This is a genomic window from Sediminibacterium sp. KACHI17, from assembly GCF_040362915.1.
GTDB lineage: Bacteria > Bacteroidota > Bacteroidia > Chitinophagales > Chitinophagaceae > Sediminibacterium.
The window spans coordinates 2,407,712-2,431,797 of sequence record NZ_AP029612.1 but is presented as its reverse complement, the minus strand read 5'-3'; the positions used below and the strand labels follow the sequence as shown (position 1 = coordinate 2,431,797).

The window sequence follows — 24,086 nt, the reverse complement described above, 5'->3', positions numbered from 1 at the left end:
TGGCCGGGGTGTGTTCTACATCGGCGATTCTTCGCTTCGCTCAGAACAATTTGCTCAAAAATTAACACCTATGGAGCCTGTTTGTTGGATACTTTTCGGTGAATGACCCAATCGGACTGACCATACCTGAATAATCCCAGATTGTATTTCATCTGAATATCATTGAACTCAAGATTCAGATGCACTCCGGCACCTTTTTCCTTGCCTTCATTTTTACATCTGATGGTGAGATAATTCCATTCCTGATCGGCCAGATTTGCTCGAAAGAAGAATCTTTTATCCGTGGGTACAATATTGTCTTCCAATAACTTTCCATTGAACCAAATACTGAGTGTATCCTGGTCTTTCAAACCATTATCTACCAGATTTCCATATACAGCGATTGCATCTGTTTGAATGGTATCATGAACAACTATCGCAGGAATAGATGCTGATACAATATCATCACTGAGTTTATTTTTTTTCAAAAAAGAATACACCAACTCCGGATTGATCGAAATCACTTCTTTTACTTTTTCAAAAAAGAAAGTTCCAAATCTTCTTCCGGTGAACGGATCTTCCCATACACCCCAGAATACAAAAGAAGAATCCGTTTCCTGAAAAGTACCACGCATATCAAAAAGATCTGCACGTCTATCTGTTTCCTTGACCACAACAGACTTACCCTGCATATGAAATTTATAAAACTCTTTTGGTGTTGGACGTGCGTAGAACTGATACATGGTAACGAGTTTATTATCGACACCATAAGAAGTGAGTTGAACAACCGATCGATCATCGATTTGCAGCCATTCTAATTTAGCACGGGTATCCGTTTCTGTATTGGTAACAGTGCTTGTGGCAAAACTACTGGTACCGGGCCTTCCCATTCTGCTTTGCGGATCATTGGGCGGCATGATAGGTCTGGGAGTAGGGTTATAATTTGGATCAAAACCATAGCTGCTAAATCTTACGATACCGCGCCATACGCCTGTTTTCTCTTGGGCTGTCAATATGCTAGTGCAGCAGATGAGTATCAGGGAGCAAATCAGCAAACGCATAGATAAGGTTTTAAAAGTTAATCTTCCCTTCTCCGTAAACCACCTCTCCAATTATAACGCAGTGATCGGTATTGATCATAACTCCGGTTAATATAGTAACCCAATTCCAGGTCATTCATCTGAGTCAATAACTCATAGGATGGTCGATATCGATTCATGAATGTATCTAATTCCGGTCCATTCAAAAGTGTAAGCTCTCGCACAAATCTTTTACTGTAGCGTCGATCGATATATTTCTGTTGCTCTTCGTCCAATAATCGATTCTGTAAAAACTCCATGTTCCGATTTCGCCGGGTTCGGAACATATTGATAAGTTCTACAAGATCAAAGCCGGCGGTTAATCCACCCGGATTGTAATTCGGATTGGTACTTAACCGAACGGTTGGCTTTCTGAAATTAAAAGCTTTGGCATAATCCTGTCTGTTCTGAATAGAATCAAGTTTATAATAATTGTTCCGCACTTTCACTTCCGGAAGATCGGTGGCACGTACATGGATCATCACATTGAAATTATCAACATTGATGATGGTATCCACAGGATATTTCATGGTTGATTTCCCGATCATGGAAAACCAGATAGAATCTGTTCGCGGAACTGTGATAAGGTATCGTCCTAAAGAATCGGTGATAGTACCTCGACCGGAATTACTCAATACAGCCACGGCTTCCAACGGTCTTCTGGCTGTAATATCATACACATTACCCGAGATCGTCACAAACTGTGCAACAGCCTGTTCTTTCACACAGCAAACGGTAATCACTAGAAGAAGGAATAGTAGCTTTTTTCTCAAACCCATCAATTGAGCTGTAATATTAAATCACGACGAGCAGAAAGCCTGAAATGTGAAGGGAATTAACGTGGTTTTTGCAGAGTAGCTTATGGCGTATAGGTCATAGCTTATGGCAAAAACAATTTCCTTCCATTTGCTATGACCTATACGCCATAAGCTAAAACTTCACATCCACAATATACGGCAACATGGTGCGCCAGGTGGGCCAGTCGTGGGTGATGTCTTGTCCCCATACGTCGAGGTCATACCAGATACCTTTGCTGTATAAGATGCCTGCAAATTTTTTAGAAGCTTCCGGATCTTCATAAGAACCACTACCGGTATAGATATGAATATGATGACTCGATTTGATTTTATCGAGATACCATGGATCAGTAAGTGTGGGCAGATAATGTGCCGGACTATTGTAAAATACCTGATCATCCCAATACCCTTTGGTGTATTCTGTGAGATCATAGACACCACTCATACTAATAGCACCATTGATGATATCAGGTCTTTTCAAAAACAAATTCATTGCATGTAATGCTCCGAATGATGCTCCACAAGTGTAGATCATTGTTTCATTACTCGTATTGGTTCTGATAAAAGGAATGACTTCATTGAAAACATATTCATTGAACTGGTTATGGCGAATGGCTTTATGTGAGGGCTCCATCTCATTGTTCATCCAGCTTTCTTTATTCATGCTATCAATGCTGAATACACGCAACTTACCACTATTAATGTAGGGCGCGAGTGCATCAATCAACTGAAATCTTTCATATTCCAGATAATCAGCTGCCGCTGTAGGAATCAGTAATAACACAAATCCGAAATGACCATAAGAAGCGATCGGCATTTCTTTTCCCAATGCCGGACTATACCACGACGATAAATGTCTTTCCATAAACCACTATTTAAGAACTAAACAAGAAAAATATTACTGAATACAATTCTTTCTGATCTCTTTCCAAAGATCACGATAGCATTGTGCCGCATAACTACTGGCAGCAAAGGTTTCGATCGGTGCTTCATGCACACCCATTTTCTCTACATCACTCAGATAGGGTATATAGCTTTTGAGAAAATATTTGTCTTTATAAAACTCATTCATCACTTCATGATGCAGGTTTTTCCGATGATCCACCATACTAAAGAAACATTTGATCTTGGAACGATCCAGATCATTTTCTTTGAAATAATCATTCACTGTTTCAAAAGAACGAATAGATAGTGTAGTCGGAATATTAGGCATCAGCACCCAGTCTGCCGCTACAAAAACAGCATCGTGTAATACAGAGATGCCGGGTGGACTATCCAGTATCACGATATCATACTCGTTTTTTAGTGCAGATAAAAGTGATAACAGTTTGCGCTTGGATTGCTTCATTTCATTCAGCAGGATGTCGGCATGACGTGCAGAGATATCTGCTGGAATGATATCCAGGTTTTCATACGCAGTAGACTGAATGGCATCTTTTAAATCCATCTCACTATTGAGAATTTTTCTGGACTCATTTTTTATGGCGGCTTTGGCACCGAGATAAAAAGAGGAAGACCCTTGTGGATCTAGATCCCAAACCAGTGTTTTGAATCCTTCTTTGGCAGATGCGTATGCCAGATTAATGGACGCAGCAGTTTTGCCTACGCCACCTTTGAGGTTGTAGATAGCTAATGTGACCATGCTCTAATATACGGCTTTTGTGGAGAAAAAGGAGATGAGGAGTAAGCGGCAAGCGATAAGCTACAGGCTGTAAGCAATTATGTATTATGTGATGGCTTAGCTAACAATACTAACGTACAGCCCTTTTGTTCATTAAACTCACGACTCACCCCTTGAAACTTGCAGCTTGTAGCTTGTAGCCCAAAACTCAATGAACCAAATACCCCAATAACAAGCATGCCAGAACAATAAAAGGAGCCGGAATCCTATTGAGTCGAAGTAATAAAAATGTGCCGATGATGATGAAAATATCCCAAATAGCGATGAGTCGGCCTTCAAACAGGGAGATCAGGAAAGTATCTTTCATCAAATAAAAAGTAGCACCGGTCATGATACCTACAACTGCAGCATTGATACCTTCCAGCGATCGAAAGATGACTGCATAGCGTTTGAGGTTGTGCCAGACCGGAAAAAAGAAGAGTACCAATAAGGCGCTGGGAAGAAAAATAGCAATGGCTCCGATCAAGCAACCCATCAATTGCCACCAGGCACCTTCCTCTTTTAATACCATACCTCCGGCAAATGCACCAATCGAAAATACAGGTCCGGGTATCGCTCTTACCATGCCTGATCCGGTCAGAAAATCTTCTTTGGACATTTTCAACACATCCCTTCCTGTTTCACGGATACGTTTGGATTCAGGGCGTGTAACATACTGTTCATACATCAGTGGCATCATCACATCACCACCGCCAAATACAAGACTTCCAAAGCGGTAGGCATTCTCAAAAAGGTTGATGGCTTTACGGTTTTCCCAGTTATTGCGTGTTGCTGTTTCAGAGATATAACCTGCAGTACCAAACAATAAAAAGAAGATGATGATATTGCCCCATTTGATTTTTTTGGGTGGTACATCTTTTTGTGGGATACGTTTATCACTGAAGTTAGTAGCAATACCTGCGGCTACTATGAGTGCAGGAAAGATCCAAGGTGTTTTGAACAGTAAAAATGTAGCAAATGCAGCCACTGTCATAATGACCCGGGTAATCGTATTGTGTACTGCAATATTAAAAATGCGATACGTTGAATAGGCAATAAAACCAATAGCCATGGGCTGAATGAACATAAAGAAATCTGGACGCACATCTTTACTGCTGAAATATTGCAACAAAAAAGATAACCCCCCCATCAATATACAGGCCGGTGTGATCCATATTAAGAGGGTAAGAATGGCTAATGGGATGCCCCCTCTTTTGTATCCGATCAGTGTAAGTGTTTGTGTGGAGGATGCCCCGGGTAACAGCTGACAGAATGCATTGTATTCCATCAATTCCGTTTCTGAAACATCACGACGTTGTTGAACGAAGGTCTTCATCATCATTCCCAGATGCCCCTGCGGTCCTCCAAATGCGGTAAGACTATGCCATAAAACAGCGCGCAAAAAGGGAATATGACGTAGTAGTATCAAGGGTTAATACAGGAAATGATTGAACTTGAAAATTACTGAAATCCCTGAAACTTATGAAAATCGATGTTGGTGAAGGGTTGTAAGGGATGTGCTGCAAGCTACAAGCTGCAAGCCACAAGGGAGTATCAAGAAATAAATTTCAGAATTCCTTGTAGCTTGAAGCTTATAGCTTGTGGCTTAACACCCAGTACCACTTATTTTTTCAATCCAATCTCTCTCAATCTTTCATCCAGATATTCTCCTGCTGTTGCATCGGGATATGCTTTCGGGTGAGTTGCGTCGATACAGCTTTCCAAACATGCCAGACTCATTTCACTTCTTGGATGAAGGAAGAAAGGCATGGAAAAGCGACTGGTATGCCAATGTTCTCTTGGTGGATTTACCACACGGTGTGTCGTACTGCGTAATTTGTTGTTGGTAAGACGTTGTAACATATCACCCACATTTACTACGATCTGTTCAGGCAGTGATGTTACATTCACCCACTCGCCTTGTTTGGTAAGGATCTGTAAACCATCAGCAGAAGCACCCACCAATAATGTAATCAGGTTGATATCTTCATGCTGCTCTGCACGAATTGCACTTTTGGGTTCGCTGGTGATCGGCGGATAATGAATACAACGAAGAATAGAGTTTCCGTTTTCAATATGCGCATCAAAATAGTTTTCATCTAAACCTAAATACAAAGCAATTGCCTGTAATAATGCGCGTCCGCTTTTTTCAAAATTTCGATAGGCATTGAATAATGTTTTATTCAACTGCTCAACTTCTTTCACCACAACATTATCCGGATATTCACTTTTGATAGGATCTCCATTTTCAACGGTTTGTCCGTACTGAAAAAATTCTTTCAGATCCGGAGCTTCACTACCTTTTGCATGCTCACGCCCAAAACTGGTATAGCCTCTTTGTCCGGCCAAACCCGGTATCTCATACTGTAATTTTTTCTCCAGGGGCAATGCAAAAAATTGCTGTACATATTCATATTGTTCGGCGATCAGCTGATCGGGAATGCCATGATTTTTTACTGCAACAAAACCTACTTCTTCATAGGCTTTTCCGAGTTGCTGTACAAAAGCTGATTTACGGGATGGATCTCCGCTTAAAAATTCTGCGAGATCGACTACTGGTATGGCCATAACAATCAATTTAAGATGAATAATAGCAACGGTTTTCGAGAACCGTTTGGAAAAGTACAAAACTACATTGATTTCCTTACATCTGTTGATAAGAGAGAGTTTCAAGTATTTTTATCAACTTTAGGATATGAAAGGAATACTTTGGCGCTGCTCTTGTATACTGCTGTTGGCAGGTTGCAGTAATGGCTATCATAAATACGCCTCTCAATATCAGTTTTCTGCATCGGTGAATACACCTGATTATACAGATCTGAATTTCTGGGCGGCACATCCATATAAACAGGATCCATCCGATAGCATTCCAAAACCTTTACGCAAAAATTATCAACCAGATTCTTCTGTGGATGTATTCTTTATTCATCCAACTACATATACAGATAATCAACGTCCATTCGGCTGGAATGCCTCTTTGAGTGATGCTTTACTAACCGCAAAAACAGATTATAGTACCATTCTTTTTCAAGCCAGCATCTTTAATGAAGTGGGGAGGGTTTTTGCGCCCAGGTATCGACAAGCCAATTTGAGTGCTTATTTCCCTGTGTCTTCCGCTGATACAGTGGCCGCTTTACAAGCGTTTGAACTTGCTTATGCTGATGTCAAAGCAGCTTTTATCACTTATCTGGAAACATACAATCAAGGCCGACCCATCATCATCGCATCGCATAGTCAGGGTACCACACATAGCAAAAGATTGGTAAAAGAATTTTTTGACGGAAAAAATCTTCAGTCAAAACTGGTAGCTGCTTATTTAGTGGGTATCCCTGTAGAGCCTGATTGGTTCAACTCCATTCAACCGTGTCGCACGCCTGATCAAACAGGATGTTTATTGAGTTGGAGAACCTATAAAGAAGGATATAAGCCCGATTATGTATTGAAAGAAAATTATCATGCTGTAGTTACCAATCCATTGACCTGGAGCAACGCGGATACGGTTGCTGAGAGAAAAGAAAATAAAGGTGGGATTGTTACAGGATTCAATAGCATCGTAAAGAAAGTAGCCGCTGCAAGAACTGCAGATGGTGTGCTATGGACCAGCAAGCCTCGCTTTTTTGGCAATATATTTTTTACGACAAAAAATTATCATGTCGGTGATTTCAACCTGTACTATCTGAGTGTTCGAGAAAATGTAAAACAACGGACAGAAGCCTATAAAAAGAAAGGGACCCCATAATTGGAGCCCCATTTATCGCAAAGAGTAAAGCTTTATTGTTTGATGAACCGGATGGCTTTGATGAATACATCGCCATTGAATGCATTCAGGATATAATTACCGCTACCCAGATCGCTAAGATTTAAAGCAAGTTGTTGTAAGCCTTCTGCTACATCTGCCACAACAGTTTTGGCCATATGACCTTCTACATCAAGTACTTTCAATACCAGATTTCCGGTACGTTCCGACATTACCGTAAGGTAGCTGTCATTTTCAATGATATTTGGTTGTAGACTCTTGATGTACATAAACCCTCCTTTTTTACAATAAACGAAATAAATACTCAGGGGGATGTACCTATTTGACACCAAATTTGGTGCCAGTGCTGCATAAATAGAGCAGCATCCGTAAAATTTTAATACTACTATAATGTTAGAAAACCAGATTGCCACTGAAGGCACAGAGAAGCACTGAAAAAGTTTCTGTGGAATGCTGTGTTTTCAGTGGCAATAAAATTTTACCTATGACTGATTCAACAATAGTCTAGTTGTTGATAGCTCATAATCTTCAATACTCTCAAAATCACCTTCACTGATCAACCATTTTACTTCTGCCAATTCCCATTCTGTTGAAATTTTATAGCGAAAATCCTTCGGATATTTTTCGCCGAATAGTCCGATAACATACTCATTTTGTGACGGTATGAATCTCTTTTGTTTAGGCATGTTTATAGTAATAACAGGTTTTTACTATTGCAAATTTAGCTGTTAAAATAATGATAACTCTATACTTTTTACCATTAAAATGAGCCGCTCCACTCCAGATTCTACCATGCTCCTTCTGATACACAGCAGTCTTTGCAATTCGCTGTATATCGAGGAAACAAACATCGTGAGGTGGATTATAATACATGAAATTATGCATGATATGATCCGCATACTCAAAAGTCAGTTTCAACTCTACTTTTCTGTTTCGAATTTTTATACTGGCGTTTTCTGTTCCCACAAAACATAAAAAAGGGAAGATAAAATGAGAGAAGGCTACAAGAACAAAAGGGCAAGAATCAAGTAATGATCTACAGTATTTATACGTGATTGAGTCTGGTTTCTGATCAAACCTCTCACCAATCTAACGTTACTAACACCGGACGATGATCAGATGCTATCGGCTCTTCCATTAAGATCGCCGATCTTACTTTGAAGGGATCCTGTTTGCGGGTAAGAATATAGTCGATACAACGATCCGGACGATCAGCCGGAAAACTATTGGCTTCTACACTTAACAGTTTCCATTGCTGTTGTAAGGACCGCATAAAAACTGATGTTGGATGATCATTCAAATCCCCGGCCAGTATCACAGGCTTTTGTAATCGTTCTGTTTCTTGAGAGATGATACGCAATGATGCCATCCTATCTTCTTCTGTAAGTGATAAATGTGTGCAGAGAAAAAAATATTCTTCAAATTCCACTAACAGCAATACTCTTTTTTCTTCGCGTCCGGGTAAAGATAGATAGCGGAATGACCGTGGTTTTTCTTTGGACAAAACACCTACTCCATATTTTCCTCCATTAAAATCAATGGCCGGCGCATACACTGCATGCATGCCTGTGAGCTGAGATAAATTCTTGAGTACATCTTCCTGCTTACTTCGTTGTGTAACACTATCCAATTCCTGTAAAGCAATGACATCTGCTTTAGCGCTGAGTAACACATCTGCAATACGTTGATAACTCGTTATATTATCTAAACCCTTTCCATTACGGATATTATAACTCAACACACTTAGCTGATGAGATTGAGCAAAAACAAAATGCGCAATGAGCAATACAACTATTGTGAATAGAGATTTCTTTAGCATGAAATGTGCATTGAAGTGCGGATGGCTTTTTTAGTGAGTAGTGAGTGGTCAGCAGATGGATTAAGCCTCACTACTGACTACTCACTATTCACTACTCCCCCACTCCCTAGTTCCCATACACACTCAAAAACTTGATCCGCATGATCTTCAGCTGTTCCCAGGTGTAGTCATTGTCGCTGAGTTCCTGTTGTGCTATTTGGAGTGAAGATGTTTCACAGTTCTTAAAATATTCGATGATCTCTTCCTGATCATATGCATCTAACCATTCATCGATCGCGTAATCCAGGTTCAGCTTGGTTCCACTGGCTGCAATGGTTTCCATTTCTTCCAGTAACTCATCCAAACGCAGACTTTTATTTCTTGCGATGGTTTCCAAAGGAATTTTCTTATCTACATTCTGAATGATATAGATCTTATTATTAGCCTTATTCGCCACACTCTTCATCACAAAATCATCCGGCTTCTCTATCTCATTTTCTTCTACATACTTAGCTACCATTTCTACAAATGGCTTACCATATTTCAAAGCCTTACCCTTACTCACACCCTGACATTTCTCCAATTCCTGTAAAGTAGTAGGATAGAGTGTAGCCATATCCTGCAAGGAAGTTTCCAGGAAGATCACAAATGGAGGCAGGTTCTTTTTCTTGGCTTCTTTTTGACGCAACTCTTTCAACATTTCAAAGAGTTTATCATCTGCCGCCGCACCGGTTTGTGCTCCACTATCACCTTCTTCATCATCTGCATTGGCATCTTCAAATAAATTGTTCAATACAATTTTGAAGGATGCGGGTTTTTTCAAAAACTTCTCCCCTTTCTCTGTGATCTTTAGTAAGCCATACTCTTCAATATCTTTTCTGATCAGGTTCTCCAACATCATTTGTCTGATCAGACTATTCCACAAATGCAACTCTTTATCTTTTCCGATACCAAACACTTCCAATTGATCATGTCTGAACATGCCGATCTGTGGGGTCAGTTTTCCGATCAGTACATTGATCACATAGTCGGTCACAAATCTCTCATCCAATGCCTGAATGGTTTTTAACACCTGCACCACTTCTTCCTTCACTTCGATCTTTTCTTTCGGATTACGGCAGTTATCGCAGTTGCCGCAATTCTTTTCTTCCCATGTTTCTCCAAAGTAGTGCAACAATATCTTTCTTCTACAAACAGAGCTTTCAGCATAAGCTACTGTTTCATCAATGAGTTGTCCACCTACTTCTCTTTCACTCAATGGTTTATCACGCATCAGGTGTTCAAGCTTTGCCACATCTTTGTGTGAATAGTACAGCACACAGATACCTTCCAATCCATCTCTACCTGCGCGACCTGTTTCCTGATAATAATTTTCAATCGATTTTGGAATATTGAAATGGATCACAAAACGGATATCCGGTTTATCAATCCCCATTCCAAATGCAATTGTAGCAACGATCACTTGAACATCTTCATTCAAAAACTGATCTTGTCTTTCTGCTCGAAGTTTCTGATCAAGGCCGGCATGATAAGCTACGGCTTTGATATTATTCGCCACCAATAATTCAGCCAGCTCTTCTGTTGTTTTACGGTTCAGTGTATAAATGATACCGCTCTTTCCTTTATGCTGACTAATGAACTTTACAATATGTTTTACCGTCTGGTCTTTTTTGATCTTAGGTTGGATCTCATAATACAGATTCGTACGATTGAAAGATGAGATCAAAATATTCGGATCACGTAACCCCAGATTCTTTACAATATCACTTTGTACTTTAGGTGTTGCTGTTGCAGTCAATGCAATAACCGGAACATCCGGATTGATGATATCCATCATCTCTCTCAAGCGACGGTATTCAGGTCTGAAGTCATGTCCCCATTCCGAGATACAGTGTGCTTCATCAACAGCAAAGAAAGAAATTTTGAGATCGCGGAAATATTCCAGGTTTTCCTGTTTGGTAAGCGTTTCGGGAGCTACATATAATAATTTGGTCTTCCCGCTATCAAGATCTTCTTTTACCGCTTTGATCTGTCCTTTATTAAGCGATGAATTCAGGAAATGGGCCACATCATCTTTTTCACTATACCCTCTCACCAGATCTACCTGATTTTTCATGAGTGCGATCAGTGGAGAAACAATGATGGCACAACCATCAAGGATCATCGCCGGGAGCTGATAACACAGACTCTTTCCGCCACCGGTTGGCATGATAACAAAAGTATCTTGTCCGCTTAGCAGACTTCTGATCGATTTTTCCTGGGTTCCTTTGAACTCTCGGAATCCGAAATAGGTTTCCAAGGCGCCATGAATATCGTATTGACTTCCTTTTAGCGCTACAGGACCTGTTCTCTTCCCGACCTTAATAAGGGGTCTCTCTTTCACCGTTGCTTTTTTCGCCGGGGTTTTCTTTGTATTTGTTGCCATGTATTTACGATAGGTTTTCCGCACCTGCGGAGCCGGTTAGAATTATATAAGATACCTCTTTTTCCCGGAATTTTCACTTAAAATTTGCCAATTGGCGCAGAGGAAGTGTTTCCGGCGGAACCGGTTGTAGGTGCACTTTTGAGTCAGCAGCCTGCTTTTTCAAAAGGACGGCGAAGTTAACGAAGAATAGGATGATTACACACACTTTGCTGTTAAAGTTTACCTTTGTGCAGCATGAAAAAAACGATCCTAGAAACAGCCCTTACAACGATTAAGCTAGAAGCAGCTTCTGTTGCCGAATTATCGGTATTTATTGACGATTCTTTTGAAAAGACGATTCATGAGTTAGCCGCCTGCAAAGGACGAATCGTGATCAGTGGTATTGGAAAAAGTGCGATCGTTGCGCAAAAGATCGTTGCCACCCTTAATTCTACCGGTACCCCTTCTTTATTCATGCATGCCGCTGACGCTATTCATGGGGATCTGGGCATGATCCAACGAGAAGATATCGTGATGCTGATCAGTAAAAGCGGCGAAAGCCCTGAAATCAAGGTATTGGTACCCCTGATCAAGAATTTTGGCAATACCTTGATCGGTATGGTTGGCAATATGCAAAGTTTTCTGGCCCAATCTTCTGATCATATCTTGAATACGACGGTAAGTCAGGAAGCATGCCCTAATAACCTGGCTCCCACCAGCAGTACCACCGCTCAAATGGTGATGGGTGATGTTTTAGCAGTTTGTTTGATGGAATTACATGGTTTTTCAGGACATGATTTTGCGAAATACCATCCCGGCGGCAATCTGGGTAAGCGTTTGTATTTGAGAGTGGCAGATCTTTATACCAATAATGAACAACCAAAAGTGCTTCCGGATGCCACACTCAAACAAGTGATCGTAGAAATAACTGAGAAACGATTGGGAGTAACTGCGGTGGTCAATGAAAATAATAAAGTGCTGGGTATCATCACTGACGGAGATCTACGAAGAATGCTGGAAAAAACCAATGAACTCGGAGCCATCAAAGCAGCAGATATTTTAACTGCCCATCCAAAAAGTATTGACCCCGGTATGCTCGCAGTAGAAGCATTAGATATCATGAGAAACCATGACATCAGCCAGTTAGTGGTTGCAGAAAATGAGAAGTATCTTGGCATTTTACATATACATGATTTAGTAAGAGAGGGAATTATTTAAGTATTGAGGCTGTAGACAGTAAATACAATAGGATAAATATAAATAGTTGGGTTACTGAATAAGCCTGTAATATTGCACCGTTTATTCGGGAATTTAAAAAGAATGTGAATGAATCAACATCACTATGTAGCCATCATGGCGGGAGGAATCGGTAGTCGTTTCTGGCCCATGAGCAGAACAGCTTATCCAAAACAGTTTTTAGATATTTTACATACCGGCAAATCATTACTTCAATGGACCTATGAACGATATGCAGCGTTCATTCCAAAAGAAAATATTTTCATTGTTACTTCTGAGGAATACGTTTCTATTGTTCATCAACAGCTGAAACAACTCCCGATTGAGAATATTGTTGCAGAACCCAGCCGAAAAAATACAGCTCCTTGTATCGCTTACATCTCTTTTAAATTAGCTCAGAAAGATCCGGAAGCATCCCTCATAGTTGCCCCAAGTGATCATATGATCCTCGATAATGAGGCATTCCGCAGTATCACTTTAAAAGCACTCGATTTCGTAGGTCATATCAAATCATTGGTAACATTGGGTATCACTCCCACCCATCCAAACACAGGTTATGGTTATATTCAGCATGATAGCATGACAGTGGCGGAAGGTATTTACAAAGTGAAAACCTTTACTGAAAAACCGAACCTTGAATTAGCCAAAACCTTTATCAGTAGCGGCGATTTTCTTTGGAATGCCGGCATCTTTGTATGGCAGGTAAAAAATGTACTCAAAGCCTTCGAACAATATCAACCGGAGATGTTCGAGCTTTTCGATACAGAAAAGAAAAATTTGAACACGCCTGACGAAAAAGCAGCTATTGAAAGAATCTACCCGCTTTGTACCAATATTTCCATCGATGTAGCCATTATGGAAAAAGCAGATAACGTTTATGTGATCCCTTCTTCCTTCGGCTGGAGCGATCTTGGTACCTGGAACAGCGCGTATGATAACCTGGAAAAAGATTATCTCGGTAATGCCGTTGCGAGTGATAACGTAATTGTGATTGATGCTACTAAATGTATGGTATCTGCCCCCAAAGAAAAATTATTGGTACTACAAGGACTGGATGATTTCATCGTAGTAGATACCAAAGATGTGTTATTGATTTGCAGAAAAGACAAGGAACAATCTATTAAAGAATACGTAGCTGAAGTGAAGAGAAACAAAGGCGATAAGTATCTATAATATTTTCAGGATCGTTTACTTTAAAACTAACGATCAATCGCTTCAGAAAAATTTGTTGTCCTGAGATGCAGGGTATTCATTAGATTTGGCGTAACCTGTTTATTGTAACAGGCCTTACTCGATTTCGTAAAATGCCAGAGATGAAAACCGTTATTACCGGAACAGGAAGTTATATCCCGCCACATATCAAGACCAACAGGGATTTTACTATTCAGGATTTTTATACAGAAGACCATGAGCGTATTGTTGCCGCTCCAAATGATATCATTGAGAAATTCCGCGATATTACCGGTATTGAAGAAAGAAGATATGTAGGTACTGAGTTCAATGCTTCGGACATGGCACTGATTGCTGCAAAACATGCCATTGAAGATGCTGGTATAGATCCTGAAACAATTGATCAGATCATTGTTGCACACAATTTCGGTAACGTGGTAAAACATACCATTCAAACCGATATTCTCCCTGCGCTGGCTTCCCGCGTAAAACAAGGTTTACAAATTCGAAATCCATCCTGTGTAGCTTATGATATTCTGTTTGGTTGTCCGGGTTGGATACAAGGTGTTATTCAAGCTGATGCATACATCAAAGCCGGCATTGCAAAAAAATGTTTGGTCATAGGAACAGAAACACTGAGTCGTGTGATCGATCATTACGATAGAGATAGCATGATCTTCAGCGATGGTGCGGGCGCCTGCATCATTGAAGCCAAAGAAAGTGAGAATGGCATTTTGGCTGCTAGTGTGCAAAGCCATTGTATGGATGAAGCATATTATCTGTACATGGGTAAATCGAATTTTCCTGAATCAGATCCACGTATCCGTTACATCAAAATGAAAGGCAGAAAAGTATATGAGTATGCCATCAAAAATGTTCCTGCTGCCATGAAAGACTGTTTGGATAAAGCAGGAATACACGTAACTGAAGTCAAAAAATTCTTCCTTCACCAGGCCAATGAAAAAATGGATGAAGGATTTATAAAAGTATTGTACAAATTATACGGTCTAAAAGAAGTTCCGGCCGGCGTAATGCCCATGAGTATTCATAAACTCGGCAACAGCTCCGTAGCAACGATTCCTACGTTGTACGATCTGGTAAAACGTGGTGTGCTAGATGATCATTCTTTACAAGCCGGTGATATTGTAATGTTTGCATCTGTGGGTGCAGGTATGAATATCAATGCAGTTTGTTATAGAGTCTGACCCGCACCTGATTGTTGTAGTCATTACCACTGTACCCCTTTTATTTACTGGTTTGTAACAGCATGAATAAAGTAGCATCTTATCAAATTAAGATCCTCTATAAAGTTGTGTATTACACAAGTACGAAGAGATCTTGATACGCTGGTATCATTCTATTAATGGATGATCACATCATATTCTAACAGGTTCGTTAGAAAGATAACATATTAAAATACACGATAATGAGTATTTGTATGGGTTCGCATATCAAATAGATTTGCTGAAATCAATATCTATGAGAAATACGTTTACAAAATTAGTCCTAGCCTGTTTTTTAGTAGGCGTTTTGATACAATCTAGTGGCTGTAAAAAAGCTGAAGAATTATGGGATGCTTATTGGGAAGGTGTTTTTGATATGTCAGAAGGATGGCAAATTGAATTAAGTAGAGATGAAGCGATTTTCATAACTGCCGGGAACAGTAAACCCGGAATTTCTACCGGTAGTAAGATCGGTATTGGTTTAAAGCGAGAAGATGGTGACTCATGGAGAGGTAGCATTCGTAATAACAAAGGTTTTGGTAGCATGGTGCCAGGTGCGGTAGACATCATTGGTAATGTCATCGTATTCAATACGGATGCAGGAGAAACGTATGGTGGTACTAAAGGTACAAGAGGTGTAAGTATTGGTGGTGGCTCTGGATCTGGTGGTAGTACAGGAGGCGGGTCCGGTTCTGGTGGTAGCACCGGTGGTGGCTCTGGTGGCGGTACTACAGGTCCTGTTACACAGTTTCTGATCAATCAAAAAGTAGAAGGAAATAGAGGTGATAAAAAGATCTTCCGATTCACTGTTCCAAGCGGAACAAAAACACTGGAAGTAAAAATTTCAGAATTGCCCAATGTCTATTATTACAATACTGCCGATATGGGTGTACGCTATGGTTCAGACCCAACAGTTACACTTTCGCCTCAATACAGATGGGTAGCTGATTGTGCTCCTGTAAAATCTAATCGTGAAGAAGAAGTTTGCTTCTTCAATAATCCGAGGACCGGACAATACTCTGTTATGTTATTTGGATATAACACCCATTTCACTTCACATCTTACTGTAAAGATTACGAAGTAACATCTTGCGGATCATAAAAAAGGATGTCTAAACGACATCCTTTTTTATGATTCTACATTTTTACGATTGATAAATACTTGACTTGCCGGATAAAAGATAAGCAACGAAACAAGCGATCATTGCATACGGCATTATTTCCTTGCCGAATAATTCCATCGCCATTACCATACAAGCCAATGGTGCGTTGGTAGCACCTGCGAACACTGACACAAAACCTAAACCTGATAATAATGCCAAGGGTAATGGAATCCATATAGATAGTGCATTACCTAAAAGAGCTCCGATAAAAAACAAGGGTGTTACTTCTCCTCCCTTGAATCCTGCCGCCAATGTTAAGACCGTCAGTAACAGCTTCAAAGCAAAATCATAAACTTCCATCTGTTCACTAAATGATTGAACGATCACAGGTATTCCCAATCCCATGTATTTACTATTACCGATCCACCAAAAAAGAAGTATCAGAATAACACCTCCAATAAAAGGACGCATCGGTGAATAAGGTATTCGTTTTTTATACTGATATGATGTAAGATGCATGAGTTTGGTAAATACAAAAGCACACGCGCCGAATAGGATTCCTGCCAATACGGTATAACCCATGTTGATCCAGGAAATAGAGGGAATGATGTCAACAATATAAAGGGTATGAGGAACGCCCGAGGCTCTTGTAACCATATCCGCCAATATTGCTGAAATAAAAGTGGGAAGTATGGAATGATAACTCAGCTTACTTCTTCGGTTGATCTCTAACGCAAAAATAAAACCCGCCAAAGGTGTACCAAATACAGCACCAAATCCTGCAGCAATAGCTGCGATCAATAATGTCTTGCGTTCTTGTTCGTTTAATGCAAAAGGTTTACTGAATTGATCTGCAATAGCTCCTGACATCTGCAATGCTGTTCCCTCTCTGCCTGCTGAGCCTCCAAATAAATGAGTGAGTAAAGTTCCTACATAAATAAACGGAGCCATGATCCATGGGGTGATCTTTTGATGTGGATCTTGAATCGCTTTGAGTAATATTTTATTTCCACCTTCCACTTCTTTACCATAACGATGGTAGACCCAGCCCACACAAAAACCTGCAATTGGTAAGAAGACAATGATCCAAATATGACTTTCACGGAAGTTGGTGACAAAATCTAAAGTGGAAAGAAATAGTGCAGAAGCAGAGCCGGAACTAAGACCGATCAATCCACATAAAAAGATCCATTTCAACAGTCGTTGAAAAAATGAAACATTGTTTGTTGTTGGAGCTTGTGATACTGACATAAAATCCTGATTTAAATGTACTCAACATTTATGATCAGGCGCCATCAGCTTTTTAGGGCGGTTCAATTAGGAAGACACCATTTCCTTTGAAATACATACAAAGATAAATATCTATTGTATGACAAGCATATGATTCAAGATTCCCAAATACCGTTCATAGATGTAAGTATCACGGGTGTTTCATCGGTAATCAGGATTGTATGTTCGTGTTGTGCAACATATCCTCCTTTATTTCCTACGAGCGTCCAGCCATCATGTAAAGTATCTGCCATCGTTGAATCGGTAGCAATAAAGGTTTCGATTGCCACCACACTATTTTTTCTGAATCGTTCTTTATTAGTTCGATCTCTGAAATTTGCGATCTCATGTGGTGCTTCATGTAAGCTTCTTCCAATACCGTGACCTGTAAGGTTCTTGATCACTTTATAGCCTTCTTTTTTCGATTCTGTCTCGATCAATCCACCAATATCTGCAATGCGAACACCTCCTTTGATGGAATGAATCGCTTTATGCAATATTTTTTTAGAAGCATTCACCAGTCTTTGTTTTTCACTATCAACATCCCCGAGTACAAAAGAACCTCCATTATCTGCCCAGAAACCATTCAGCGAGGCTGATACATCAATATTGATGAGATCACCTTCTTTTAAAATTATTTTATCAGAAGGAATGCCATGAGCCATCGCTTCATTCACACTTATGCAAGTATATCCCGGAAAACCATAAATAACATAAGGGGCAGATCGTGCTCCAAAAAATTTCAACAGTTCTCCTCCGTACTCATCCAACTCTTTGGTAGTCATACCCGGACGAGCATACTCCTGCATCTTTTTCAAAGTTACTGCCACTACTTTACTCACTTCCTGCATTCCCAGTAATTCCCACTCTTTGGTAATAGACATAAGTCATCTTTTAATTAGAAGATACAAAGATCAGGGATATCATCTAGGTTACTAGCTTAAAAAGGTCGAGCGGAATCATGGCTTGACGAAGGCAGCCGTTACTATATGGGCGATGATAGTAACAAACTATAAGAACGCAATTTCCATGAACAATTCACACAAGGCCTGCGGTTGACTGAAGAAAGGGGAATGACTGGTGGCCATTTGATAGACTTTCTCACAAGGTGTCTCTGAATACATTTTTTGCTGAATAAAAGGCGTTACAGCCTTGTCTTCTGTACATTCAATATAAAATCTGCGAACAGAACCATAGTTTATTTCGCTCAATGATAATGGTGTGATACCTGTTGCTACACTTTCATGACTCAATAATAATTGAGCCAGATCAGTGATATATTCTTCACAATCATGATATAAGCCTTCTTTGTAAATCTCCGGCCGCAGTGTATGCGATCCTGTTTCGGGAAATCGAGATACATACGGTTTCAATACACCGGCTGTATCCATAGCTGAATACTCTGCTTGTGTTTTCCCATTAGGGATAAGATAGGCAGCCAGATAGATGAGTTTTTCAATGCGATGTGCCCGATATTCCGCCACCTGGGAAATCACAATGCCATTTTTACTATGTCCAACCAATATCACTTGTTCATCCAATGCGTCAATGACCTTACATACGGCTTCTACCGACTTTTCTAAGGTGACTTCCTGAATAGGCATCTTATCTCTCCCCATTCCCGGAAGATCGATTGCGATAGCGCGATGCCCTAGTGCTTTTAAAATAGGAATCACCTTATGCCAGTTCCATGCACTATGCCAAGATCCATGGATCAATATAAATGTCTTCATTGTATAGGTTTTGATGTTGATGCGAAGATGCATCGACCAATACCTGTTTACAACCCGAAAATTGCTATATTGATGATGTCTCGGTTCTCGCATGCTCCCATCCAATAATCGCCGTTTTTCTTACGGGCCCCCACATATAACCACCAATTTGTCCGCTGGATTGTATCACCCGATGACAAGGAATAAGAAATGCAACGGGATTGCTCCCTATCGCTGTTCCCACCGCACGGGATGCTGCAGGATTACCAACATGAGTAGCAATAGCACCATAAGTAGATAGTTTACCCATGGGAATTTTCAAAAGCGAGTCCCATACCTTTAATTGAAAGTCCGTTCCTTTTAAATGCAATTTGATCTTAGACAGTTGTGTCCAGTCATTTTGAAAAATGAATAAAGCATTTTGTTGAAGCAGGTCAAGTTTACGTAAGTAAGTAGCATTGGGGAATTTTTCTTGAAGATCATCTAATGCTCTTGCCTCACCATCTTCAAATGCCATATAACAAATGCCTTTAGGCGTTGATGCAATAATCAGATTACCAAAAGGACTTTCTGCAAAACTGTAGTGAATGTTAAGTTGTTGTCCTCCATTTTTATATTCGGCAGGTGTCATGCCTTCGATATTAATGAAGAGATCATGTAATCTGCCTGTACCTGATAGCCCAACTTCGATAGCTGTATCAAATAAAGTAGCTTGTTGCTCTTTTAATAATTGTTTAGCATGTTCGGTACTGATGTACTGAAGGAATTTTTTAGGAGAAGTTCCTGCCCATTCCGTGAATAATCGCTGAAAATGAAAAGGGCTCAGATGGACTTTGGCAGCCAATTCATCTAAACTGGGTTGTGTTCTGAAATGATCGCGTATATATGTAATAGCTTCGGCAATACGATCATAGTTTAGTTGCTGTTGTTTATTCATAGCTGGTCCGACTTTATACCTGCAAATGTCTGGTTGAAAAGATTGAGGTACAACCCGAAAATTGCTATGTATAAAGTTCTACTAATTACTTGGGAATTCTACTACTTCTGTTTGGGCTATTTGTAAATAATCCAAACAGAAATATTTAAAACTTTCCTTTCAGCATTTTTTTTGCTTCTTCATCTTTTTGTTCCTCAGCTAAAGCATAGGCTTTACTAAAATAATTTTTTGCCGCTTCCGTATTATTCAGTGCTAATGCATTCTCACCACTCTTGACCCAACTATATACATGAACAGGATATTTTTCTCTGCATATTTTCATGACTTTCTCTGCTGCCCTGTGTTCATTAGCCAATGTAAGATTATCGAAGACATTGAAAAAAAGATAATCATTTGCATCATTGATATCTAATTGTTGGAAGACAGTATTACTAATACTATCCGTACCCGGATTAGCCAATAACCAATCTGCCAGTTTTACCCTGCTGGGCGGAGTAGGCTCAGGATATTTCTGATTATTCAACACATGAAAAGCTTTTGTGGTTAATGCATAACCAACACCATATAGATTGCTGCAATACACAACAATATTTTTAGTATAAAAATCAAAGTATACGTCCACACTAAACCCTTTCCCACCACCATTATGCCCGATCACAAAACTATTCTTGGGTGTTGCTCTTAACACATGAAGACCGAATCTAGCATCAGGTATGCTGTCTGCCAAAGTATGATCATTGGTGATCTGCACTTTCATCCAATCAGCAGGTAGTAATATTTCATTGAGATAGGCTTTTGCAAACAGGTACAGATCTTCTGCTGTAGACATCCATCCACCGGCACCACTGGCTTTACCATCACCATAGCGCGTGTCGTCTTTTACAAACTTGTTGGTACTGATCTGATAATAAGGAAGAGCCCCGTTGGCAGGCAGTATAGAATCATTCAAAAACCTTGTTTGCGTCATACCCGCCGCATTGAAAATATGTTCGCGTATAGAAGACTCAAAACTTTGCTGATCCAGTTTCACAATGATCTCTTCCAGCAAGATATACGCTGAATTGCTATAGTACCTGCGCTTACCCGGCGTATCAAAAGCTATATGTGCTGTTTCTATGATTTTTTTCAAAGCCGCTTTGGAATACACTTTACCGAACTCAAATTCCGGATGTTCCCATGGACTACTCAACCCGGACGTATGATTTAGCATGTGTTTGATCTGTATCTTATCCGCATTAGGAATGGACCAATCAGGCAACAGTTCTGCTACTGTCTTATTCAGGTTCAACTTGCCCTCACTGATCAATTGCATAATACGTACAGCCGTGAACATCTTACCCACAGACTCTGTTTTGAAGGGCGTATTCAGTTGTACAGGTCTTTGTTGTTCTCTGTCTGCATAGCCAAAAGCCCTTTTATACTGGATCTCTTTATGATTACCTGCAAATACTACCCCACTCCAGTTCAATGCTGCATACTTGGAAACAAGTGTATCCATAGACCGACTGATATTCTGAGCAAAGCTGCTTTGTAAGCAGCTCAGTAATAACAAGAAAAAGAAAATCGTTTTTCTGGAAATAGAAGAAACAAATAATACTAATGACTTCATGATTTTTTTGCCAACTGTTTTTATAAATGAAACAAACAGTTAAAACAAAGAAATATGCCAATAGCTCTTATGTTAAAACGGAAGAGTGGTCAATCTAAACCATGAACGTCATTAGAAAAGAAAAATCCGACATACAAATCTTATGATAACCATCAATAGGAAAGCAGCTATTGATGTACAGATACTTTCAAGTCTCTAAAATAACCTTCAGTGCCAACATCAACAAATAGCCCAATGCCTCCTGATGCTGTTGCGCCGAGCTTTAGGTCATTTACAACTAAAGAAGGTTGTGCATTATTATTCAAATAGAGCCTCGCCTGAGTACCCTTAACTACGATCTTCATCTTAATCCATTCATTCAATCCCATGTCTGCGTAGGATTCATATTTTTCGGGCGATTCTTTTCGCAATCGAGAAAATTTATAATCAGGAAAAGAGAAGTATTGTATGGAATGATTGCGTCTTATCTGATCATCGGCTCTACCATTGGTTGGGCGTATATAAATACTTTCAAACTTTGAATTCTTTTCATCAATTCTAAATGCCAGTCCAATAAATCCACGATCTGTTGGAGAAGCAGTTGGTAAAAGCTTACTCAACACATTGACTTCAATGACACCATCTTTAAAATCAATATTTTTAATACGCACAAAAGTGGGTTCATCTGCTTCTTTGACTGTTGAATCCTTACTAACTTTTACAACTTCTCTGCCATCAGTCTTATCTCTAGTCATATAAACCTTATTTGGTATGAGATTTTCTTGGTCTAAATTGATTTCTTGGCCACTTATCTGGCTGGTTAAGGCTATACTGAAAAGAAATAAAATCATTCTCATTATTGAAAATTTAATCGATACAACAAAATTCTATCATAAGCAAAATAAGTATTAAGTATTGAATGCATTTTACCTTTTACCACATTCTGTATTACTAAAAAATGGAAAGGAAGTATAATAAAATCCGTACTTCCTTTCCATTTTCTATAGAAAAGACTTCTATGCAATTACATTCATTCAATCGCATCGGCAACTGGAAAATCGATTTCGAATTCAGTTAAATTGTGAATATAATTACTGATGATCTTATCCCCCACAACAATTATTACATCAATCAAATTCGCTTCGGTATAACCTGCGGCGAAGAAATCATTCTTGCTTTCGTCGGTTGCTCGTCCACGGTTGGTTATTACAGATGTTGTGAATTTTGCCAAGGCATCTAATTTATTGTCAAATGAAGCGGTTCCTTTTCTGATCTCTAGAATTTGCTCATCGGTAAATCCATTCATTTTACCTATAACTGTATGAGCAGACTGGCAATAGCGGCAACCGTTGATCTGACTGGTGACGAGATTGATGACTTCTCTTTCTTTGGCTCTTAAAGAACTTTTACGGTTTTGTAAAGTGAGATAATCGCCTAATGCTGTTTCACTTTTTGCGAAATAAGCATACAGATTAGGAACGAAGCCTAGCCCCTTTTGCAGGTTATCAAAAAGAGATTGATTGTTTTGAGAAACTTCTGCTTTGGTTGGAATCGTAAACACTCGTGTTGTGGTCGTTGACATGGTATGTTGTTTTAAATTGTTTGTCATAATTGACAGAACAAAATTGCAACGACCTATAAAGTATAAAAATGATCTAGTTTAGGAAATGAGGTTGATCTAGATCAACTTTTTTTAGATGCTTTTTTATTTCTGATCCTTGATAAAAACTCTGTTGTCATTCCCAAATAAGAAGCCAAAGCATACTGGGGAATTCTTTCAGCAATCTGAGGATACCTCTCCATAAAACGATCATATCGTTCTTCTGCAGTTTGCGTGAGATTAGAGATTATGCGCTGTTGCATGAAAGCAGCAGTTCTTTCTGCCCTAATTCGAAAGAAGGTTTCAAACTTATGGTTGGATTGTTTGAGCATTTGCTCCTTTTCATAGGATATCTCCAGAATGATACTGTCTTCCAACGCAATCACAAACATGGTAGCAGGTTTTTGTAAGATATAACTGTTATAATCTGTGATCCACCAGTCTTCAATCGCAAAAGCAATCGTACTATCTTGACCATAATCATCTACTACATAAGCTCTAAATGCCCCTTTGACGACGTAGTTTCTATTCTTAACAATAAAATTTGGCTGAACAATAAACTGACGTTTCTTGATCTTCACTTCTCGAAAAGAGGCAGCAAATATCACAGCTTCTTGATCTGTCAGATCAACCGTTCTTTTAACGTAGTCAATGATTTGCTGATTATTTATCATCTAATGAATTTTAGCGTACGGTGTTATTTGTGCGATCTCTTTCTTAGCATTAGACGTTAATTTAATAATAACCTTTCAGCTAAGAAATGTCTTAGGGAAGG

Annotated in this window: 23 protein-coding genes and 1 riboswitch; of the genes, 5 read left to right on the top strand and 18 right to left on the bottom strand. The window is 39.5% G+C overall.

Annotated features, from left to right (window positions below; all coding sequences use genetic code 11):
* Nucleotides 1-68 precede the first annotated feature (68 nt).
* From ABXG83_RS10840 to ABXG83_RS10815, 6 genes are all read right to left on the bottom strand, one after another.
* On the bottom strand, nt 69-1,040 hold the full coding sequence (locus tag ABXG83_RS10840) for a hypothetical protein (RefSeq protein WP_353548882.1): 972 nt from the start codon (nt 1,038-1,040) through the stop codon (nt 69-71).
* 17 nt (nt 1,041-1,057) lie between these two features.
* Nucleotides 1,058-1,831 (bottom strand): hypothetical protein, encoded by a 774-nt coding sequence (locus tag ABXG83_RS10835; RefSeq protein ID WP_353548881.1) that lies wholly within the window; start codon nt 1,829-1,831, stop codon nt 1,058-1,060.
* A gap of 157 nt (nt 1,832-1,988) precedes the next feature.
* A complete protein-coding gene (locus ABXG83_RS10830) occupies nt 1,989-2,720 on the bottom strand; it encodes an alpha/beta hydrolase-fold protein (protein WP_353548880.1) in 732 nt (243 codons plus the stop codon).
* Between the two features lie 33 nt (nt 2,721-2,753).
* A complete protein-coding gene (locus tag ABXG83_RS10825) occupies nt 2,754-3,497 on the bottom strand; it encodes an AAA family ATPase (RefSeq protein ID WP_353548879.1) in 744 nt (247 codons plus the stop codon).
* Nucleotides 3,498-3,684: 187 nt separating this feature from the next.
* Nucleotides 3,685-4,917, bottom strand: a complete 1,233-nt coding sequence (gene chrA / locus ABXG83_RS10820) for a chromate efflux transporter (RefSeq protein WP_353548878.1) — start codon at nt 4,915-4,917, stop codon at nt 3,685-3,687.
* Nucleotides 4,918-5,138: 221 nt separating this feature from the next.
* Nucleotides 5,139-6,083, bottom strand: coding sequence for a 2-oxoglutarate and iron-dependent oxygenase domain-containing protein (locus ABXG83_RS10815; protein WP_353548877.1), 945 nt, complete (start codon nt 6,081-6,083; stop codon nt 5,139-5,141).
* Between the two features lie 127 nt (nt 6,084-6,210).
* Between ABXG83_RS10815 and ABXG83_RS10810 the strand changes: the two genes are divergently transcribed.
* Nucleotides 6,211-7,254 (top strand): DUF3089 domain-containing protein, encoded by a 1,044-nt coding sequence (locus tag ABXG83_RS10810; protein WP_353548876.1) that lies wholly within the window; start codon nt 6,211-6,213, stop codon nt 7,252-7,254.
* 32 nt (nt 7,255-7,286) lie between these two features.
* On the opposite strand, the gene ABXG83_RS10805 is transcribed toward ABXG83_RS10810, so the two are convergent.
* The 4 genes from ABXG83_RS10805 to recQ form a co-directional block, all read right to left on the bottom strand.
* Nucleotides 7,287-7,541, bottom strand: coding sequence for a hypothetical protein (locus tag ABXG83_RS10805; protein WP_178886431.1), 255 nt, complete (start codon nt 7,539-7,541; stop codon nt 7,287-7,289).
* A gap of 213 nt (nt 7,542-7,754) precedes the next feature.
* Entirely contained in the window at nt 7,755-7,958 is a 204-nt protein-coding gene (locus ABXG83_RS10800; RefSeq protein ID WP_353548875.1) for a hypothetical protein, read from the bottom strand.
* Nucleotides 7,959-8,353: 395 nt separating this feature from the next.
* On the bottom strand, nt 8,354-9,091 hold the full coding sequence (locus ABXG83_RS10795; RefSeq protein WP_353548874.1) for an endonuclease/exonuclease/phosphatase family protein: 738 nt from the start codon (nt 9,089-9,091) through the stop codon (nt 8,354-8,356).
* Between the two features lie 106 nt (nt 9,092-9,197).
* On the bottom strand, nt 9,198-11,495 hold the full coding sequence (recQ, locus tag ABXG83_RS10790; RefSeq protein WP_353548873.1) for a DNA helicase RecQ: 2,298 nt from the start codon (nt 11,493-11,495) through the stop codon (nt 9,198-9,200).
* Nucleotides 11,496-11,729: 234 nt separating this feature from the next.
* On the opposite strand from recQ, the gene ABXG83_RS10785 reads away from it, so the two are divergent.
* The 4 genes from ABXG83_RS10785 (at nt 11,730) to ABXG83_RS10770 (ending at nt 16,187) form a co-directional block, all read left to right on the top strand.
* A complete protein-coding gene (locus tag ABXG83_RS10785; RefSeq protein ID WP_353548872.1) occupies nt 11,730-12,692 on the top strand; it encodes a KpsF/GutQ family sugar-phosphate isomerase in 963 nt (320 codons plus the stop codon).
* A gap of 108 nt (nt 12,693-12,800) precedes the next feature.
* Entirely contained in the window at nt 12,801-13,883 is a 1,083-nt protein-coding gene (locus tag ABXG83_RS10780) for a mannose-1-phosphate guanylyltransferase (protein WP_353548871.1), read from the top strand.
* 140 nt (nt 13,884-14,023) lie between these two features.
* Nucleotides 14,024-15,085 (top strand): ketoacyl-ACP synthase III, encoded by a 1,062-nt coding sequence (locus tag ABXG83_RS10775; protein WP_353548870.1) that lies wholly within the window; start codon nt 14,024-14,026, stop codon nt 15,083-15,085.
* 274 nt (nt 15,086-15,359) lie between these two features.
* Entirely contained in the window at nt 15,360-16,187 is an 828-nt protein-coding gene (locus ABXG83_RS10770) for a PPC domain-containing protein (protein WP_353548869.1), read from the top strand.
* Between the two features lie 60 nt (nt 16,188-16,247).
* On the opposite strand, the gene ABXG83_RS10765 is transcribed toward ABXG83_RS10770, so the two are convergent.
* The 8 genes from ABXG83_RS10765 to ABXG83_RS10730 form a co-directional block, all read right to left on the bottom strand.
* Nucleotides 16,248-17,456, bottom strand: coding sequence for a chloride channel protein (locus ABXG83_RS10765; protein WP_353548868.1), 1,209 nt, complete (start codon nt 17,454-17,456; stop codon nt 16,248-16,250).
* A gap of 28 nt (nt 17,457-17,484) precedes the next feature.
* Nucleotides 17,485-17,550: riboswitch (Fluoride riboswitch) on the bottom strand.
* Between the two features lie 40 nt (nt 17,551-17,590).
* The gene (map, locus tag ABXG83_RS10760; RefSeq protein ID WP_353548867.1) at nt 17,591-18,358 is read right to left on the bottom strand and encodes a type I methionyl aminopeptidase; all 768 of its coding nucleotides are present in this window, start codon (nt 18,356-18,358) and stop codon (nt 17,591-17,593) included.
* 126 nt (nt 18,359-18,484) lie between these two features.
* Nucleotides 18,485-19,207: an alpha/beta fold hydrolase gene (locus ABXG83_RS10755; RefSeq protein ID WP_353548866.1), complete on the bottom strand. Its 723-nt coding sequence runs from the start codon at nt 19,205-19,207 to the stop codon at nt 18,485-18,487.
* Between the two features lie 64 nt (nt 19,208-19,271).
* A complete protein-coding gene (locus tag ABXG83_RS10750) occupies nt 19,272-20,123 on the bottom strand; it encodes a methylated-DNA--[protein]-cysteine S-methyltransferase (protein WP_353548865.1) in 852 nt (283 codons plus the stop codon).
* A gap of 145 nt (nt 20,124-20,268) precedes the next feature.
* Entirely contained in the window at nt 20,269-21,732 is a 1,464-nt protein-coding gene (locus ABXG83_RS10745) for a serine hydrolase domain-containing protein (protein ID WP_353548864.1), read from the bottom strand.
* A 167-nt stretch (nt 21,733-21,899) separates the two neighbouring features.
* On the bottom strand, nt 21,900-22,568 hold the full coding sequence (locus ABXG83_RS10740; RefSeq protein WP_353548863.1) for a hypothetical protein: 669 nt from the start codon (nt 22,566-22,568) through the stop codon (nt 21,900-21,902).
* 173 nt (nt 22,569-22,741) lie between these two features.
* Nucleotides 22,742-23,293 carry a carboxymuconolactone decarboxylase family protein gene (locus ABXG83_RS10735; protein WP_353548862.1) on the bottom strand — a complete coding sequence of 184 codons (552 nt, stop codon included), beginning with the start codon at nt 23,291-23,293 and terminating at the stop codon, nt 22,742-22,744.
* A 101-nt stretch (nt 23,294-23,394) separates the two neighbouring features.
* On the bottom strand, nt 23,395-23,985 hold the full coding sequence (locus tag ABXG83_RS10730) for a Crp/Fnr family transcriptional regulator (protein WP_353548861.1): 591 nt from the start codon (nt 23,983-23,985) through the stop codon (nt 23,395-23,397).
* Between the last annotated feature and the right edge of the window lie 101 nt (nt 23,986-24,086).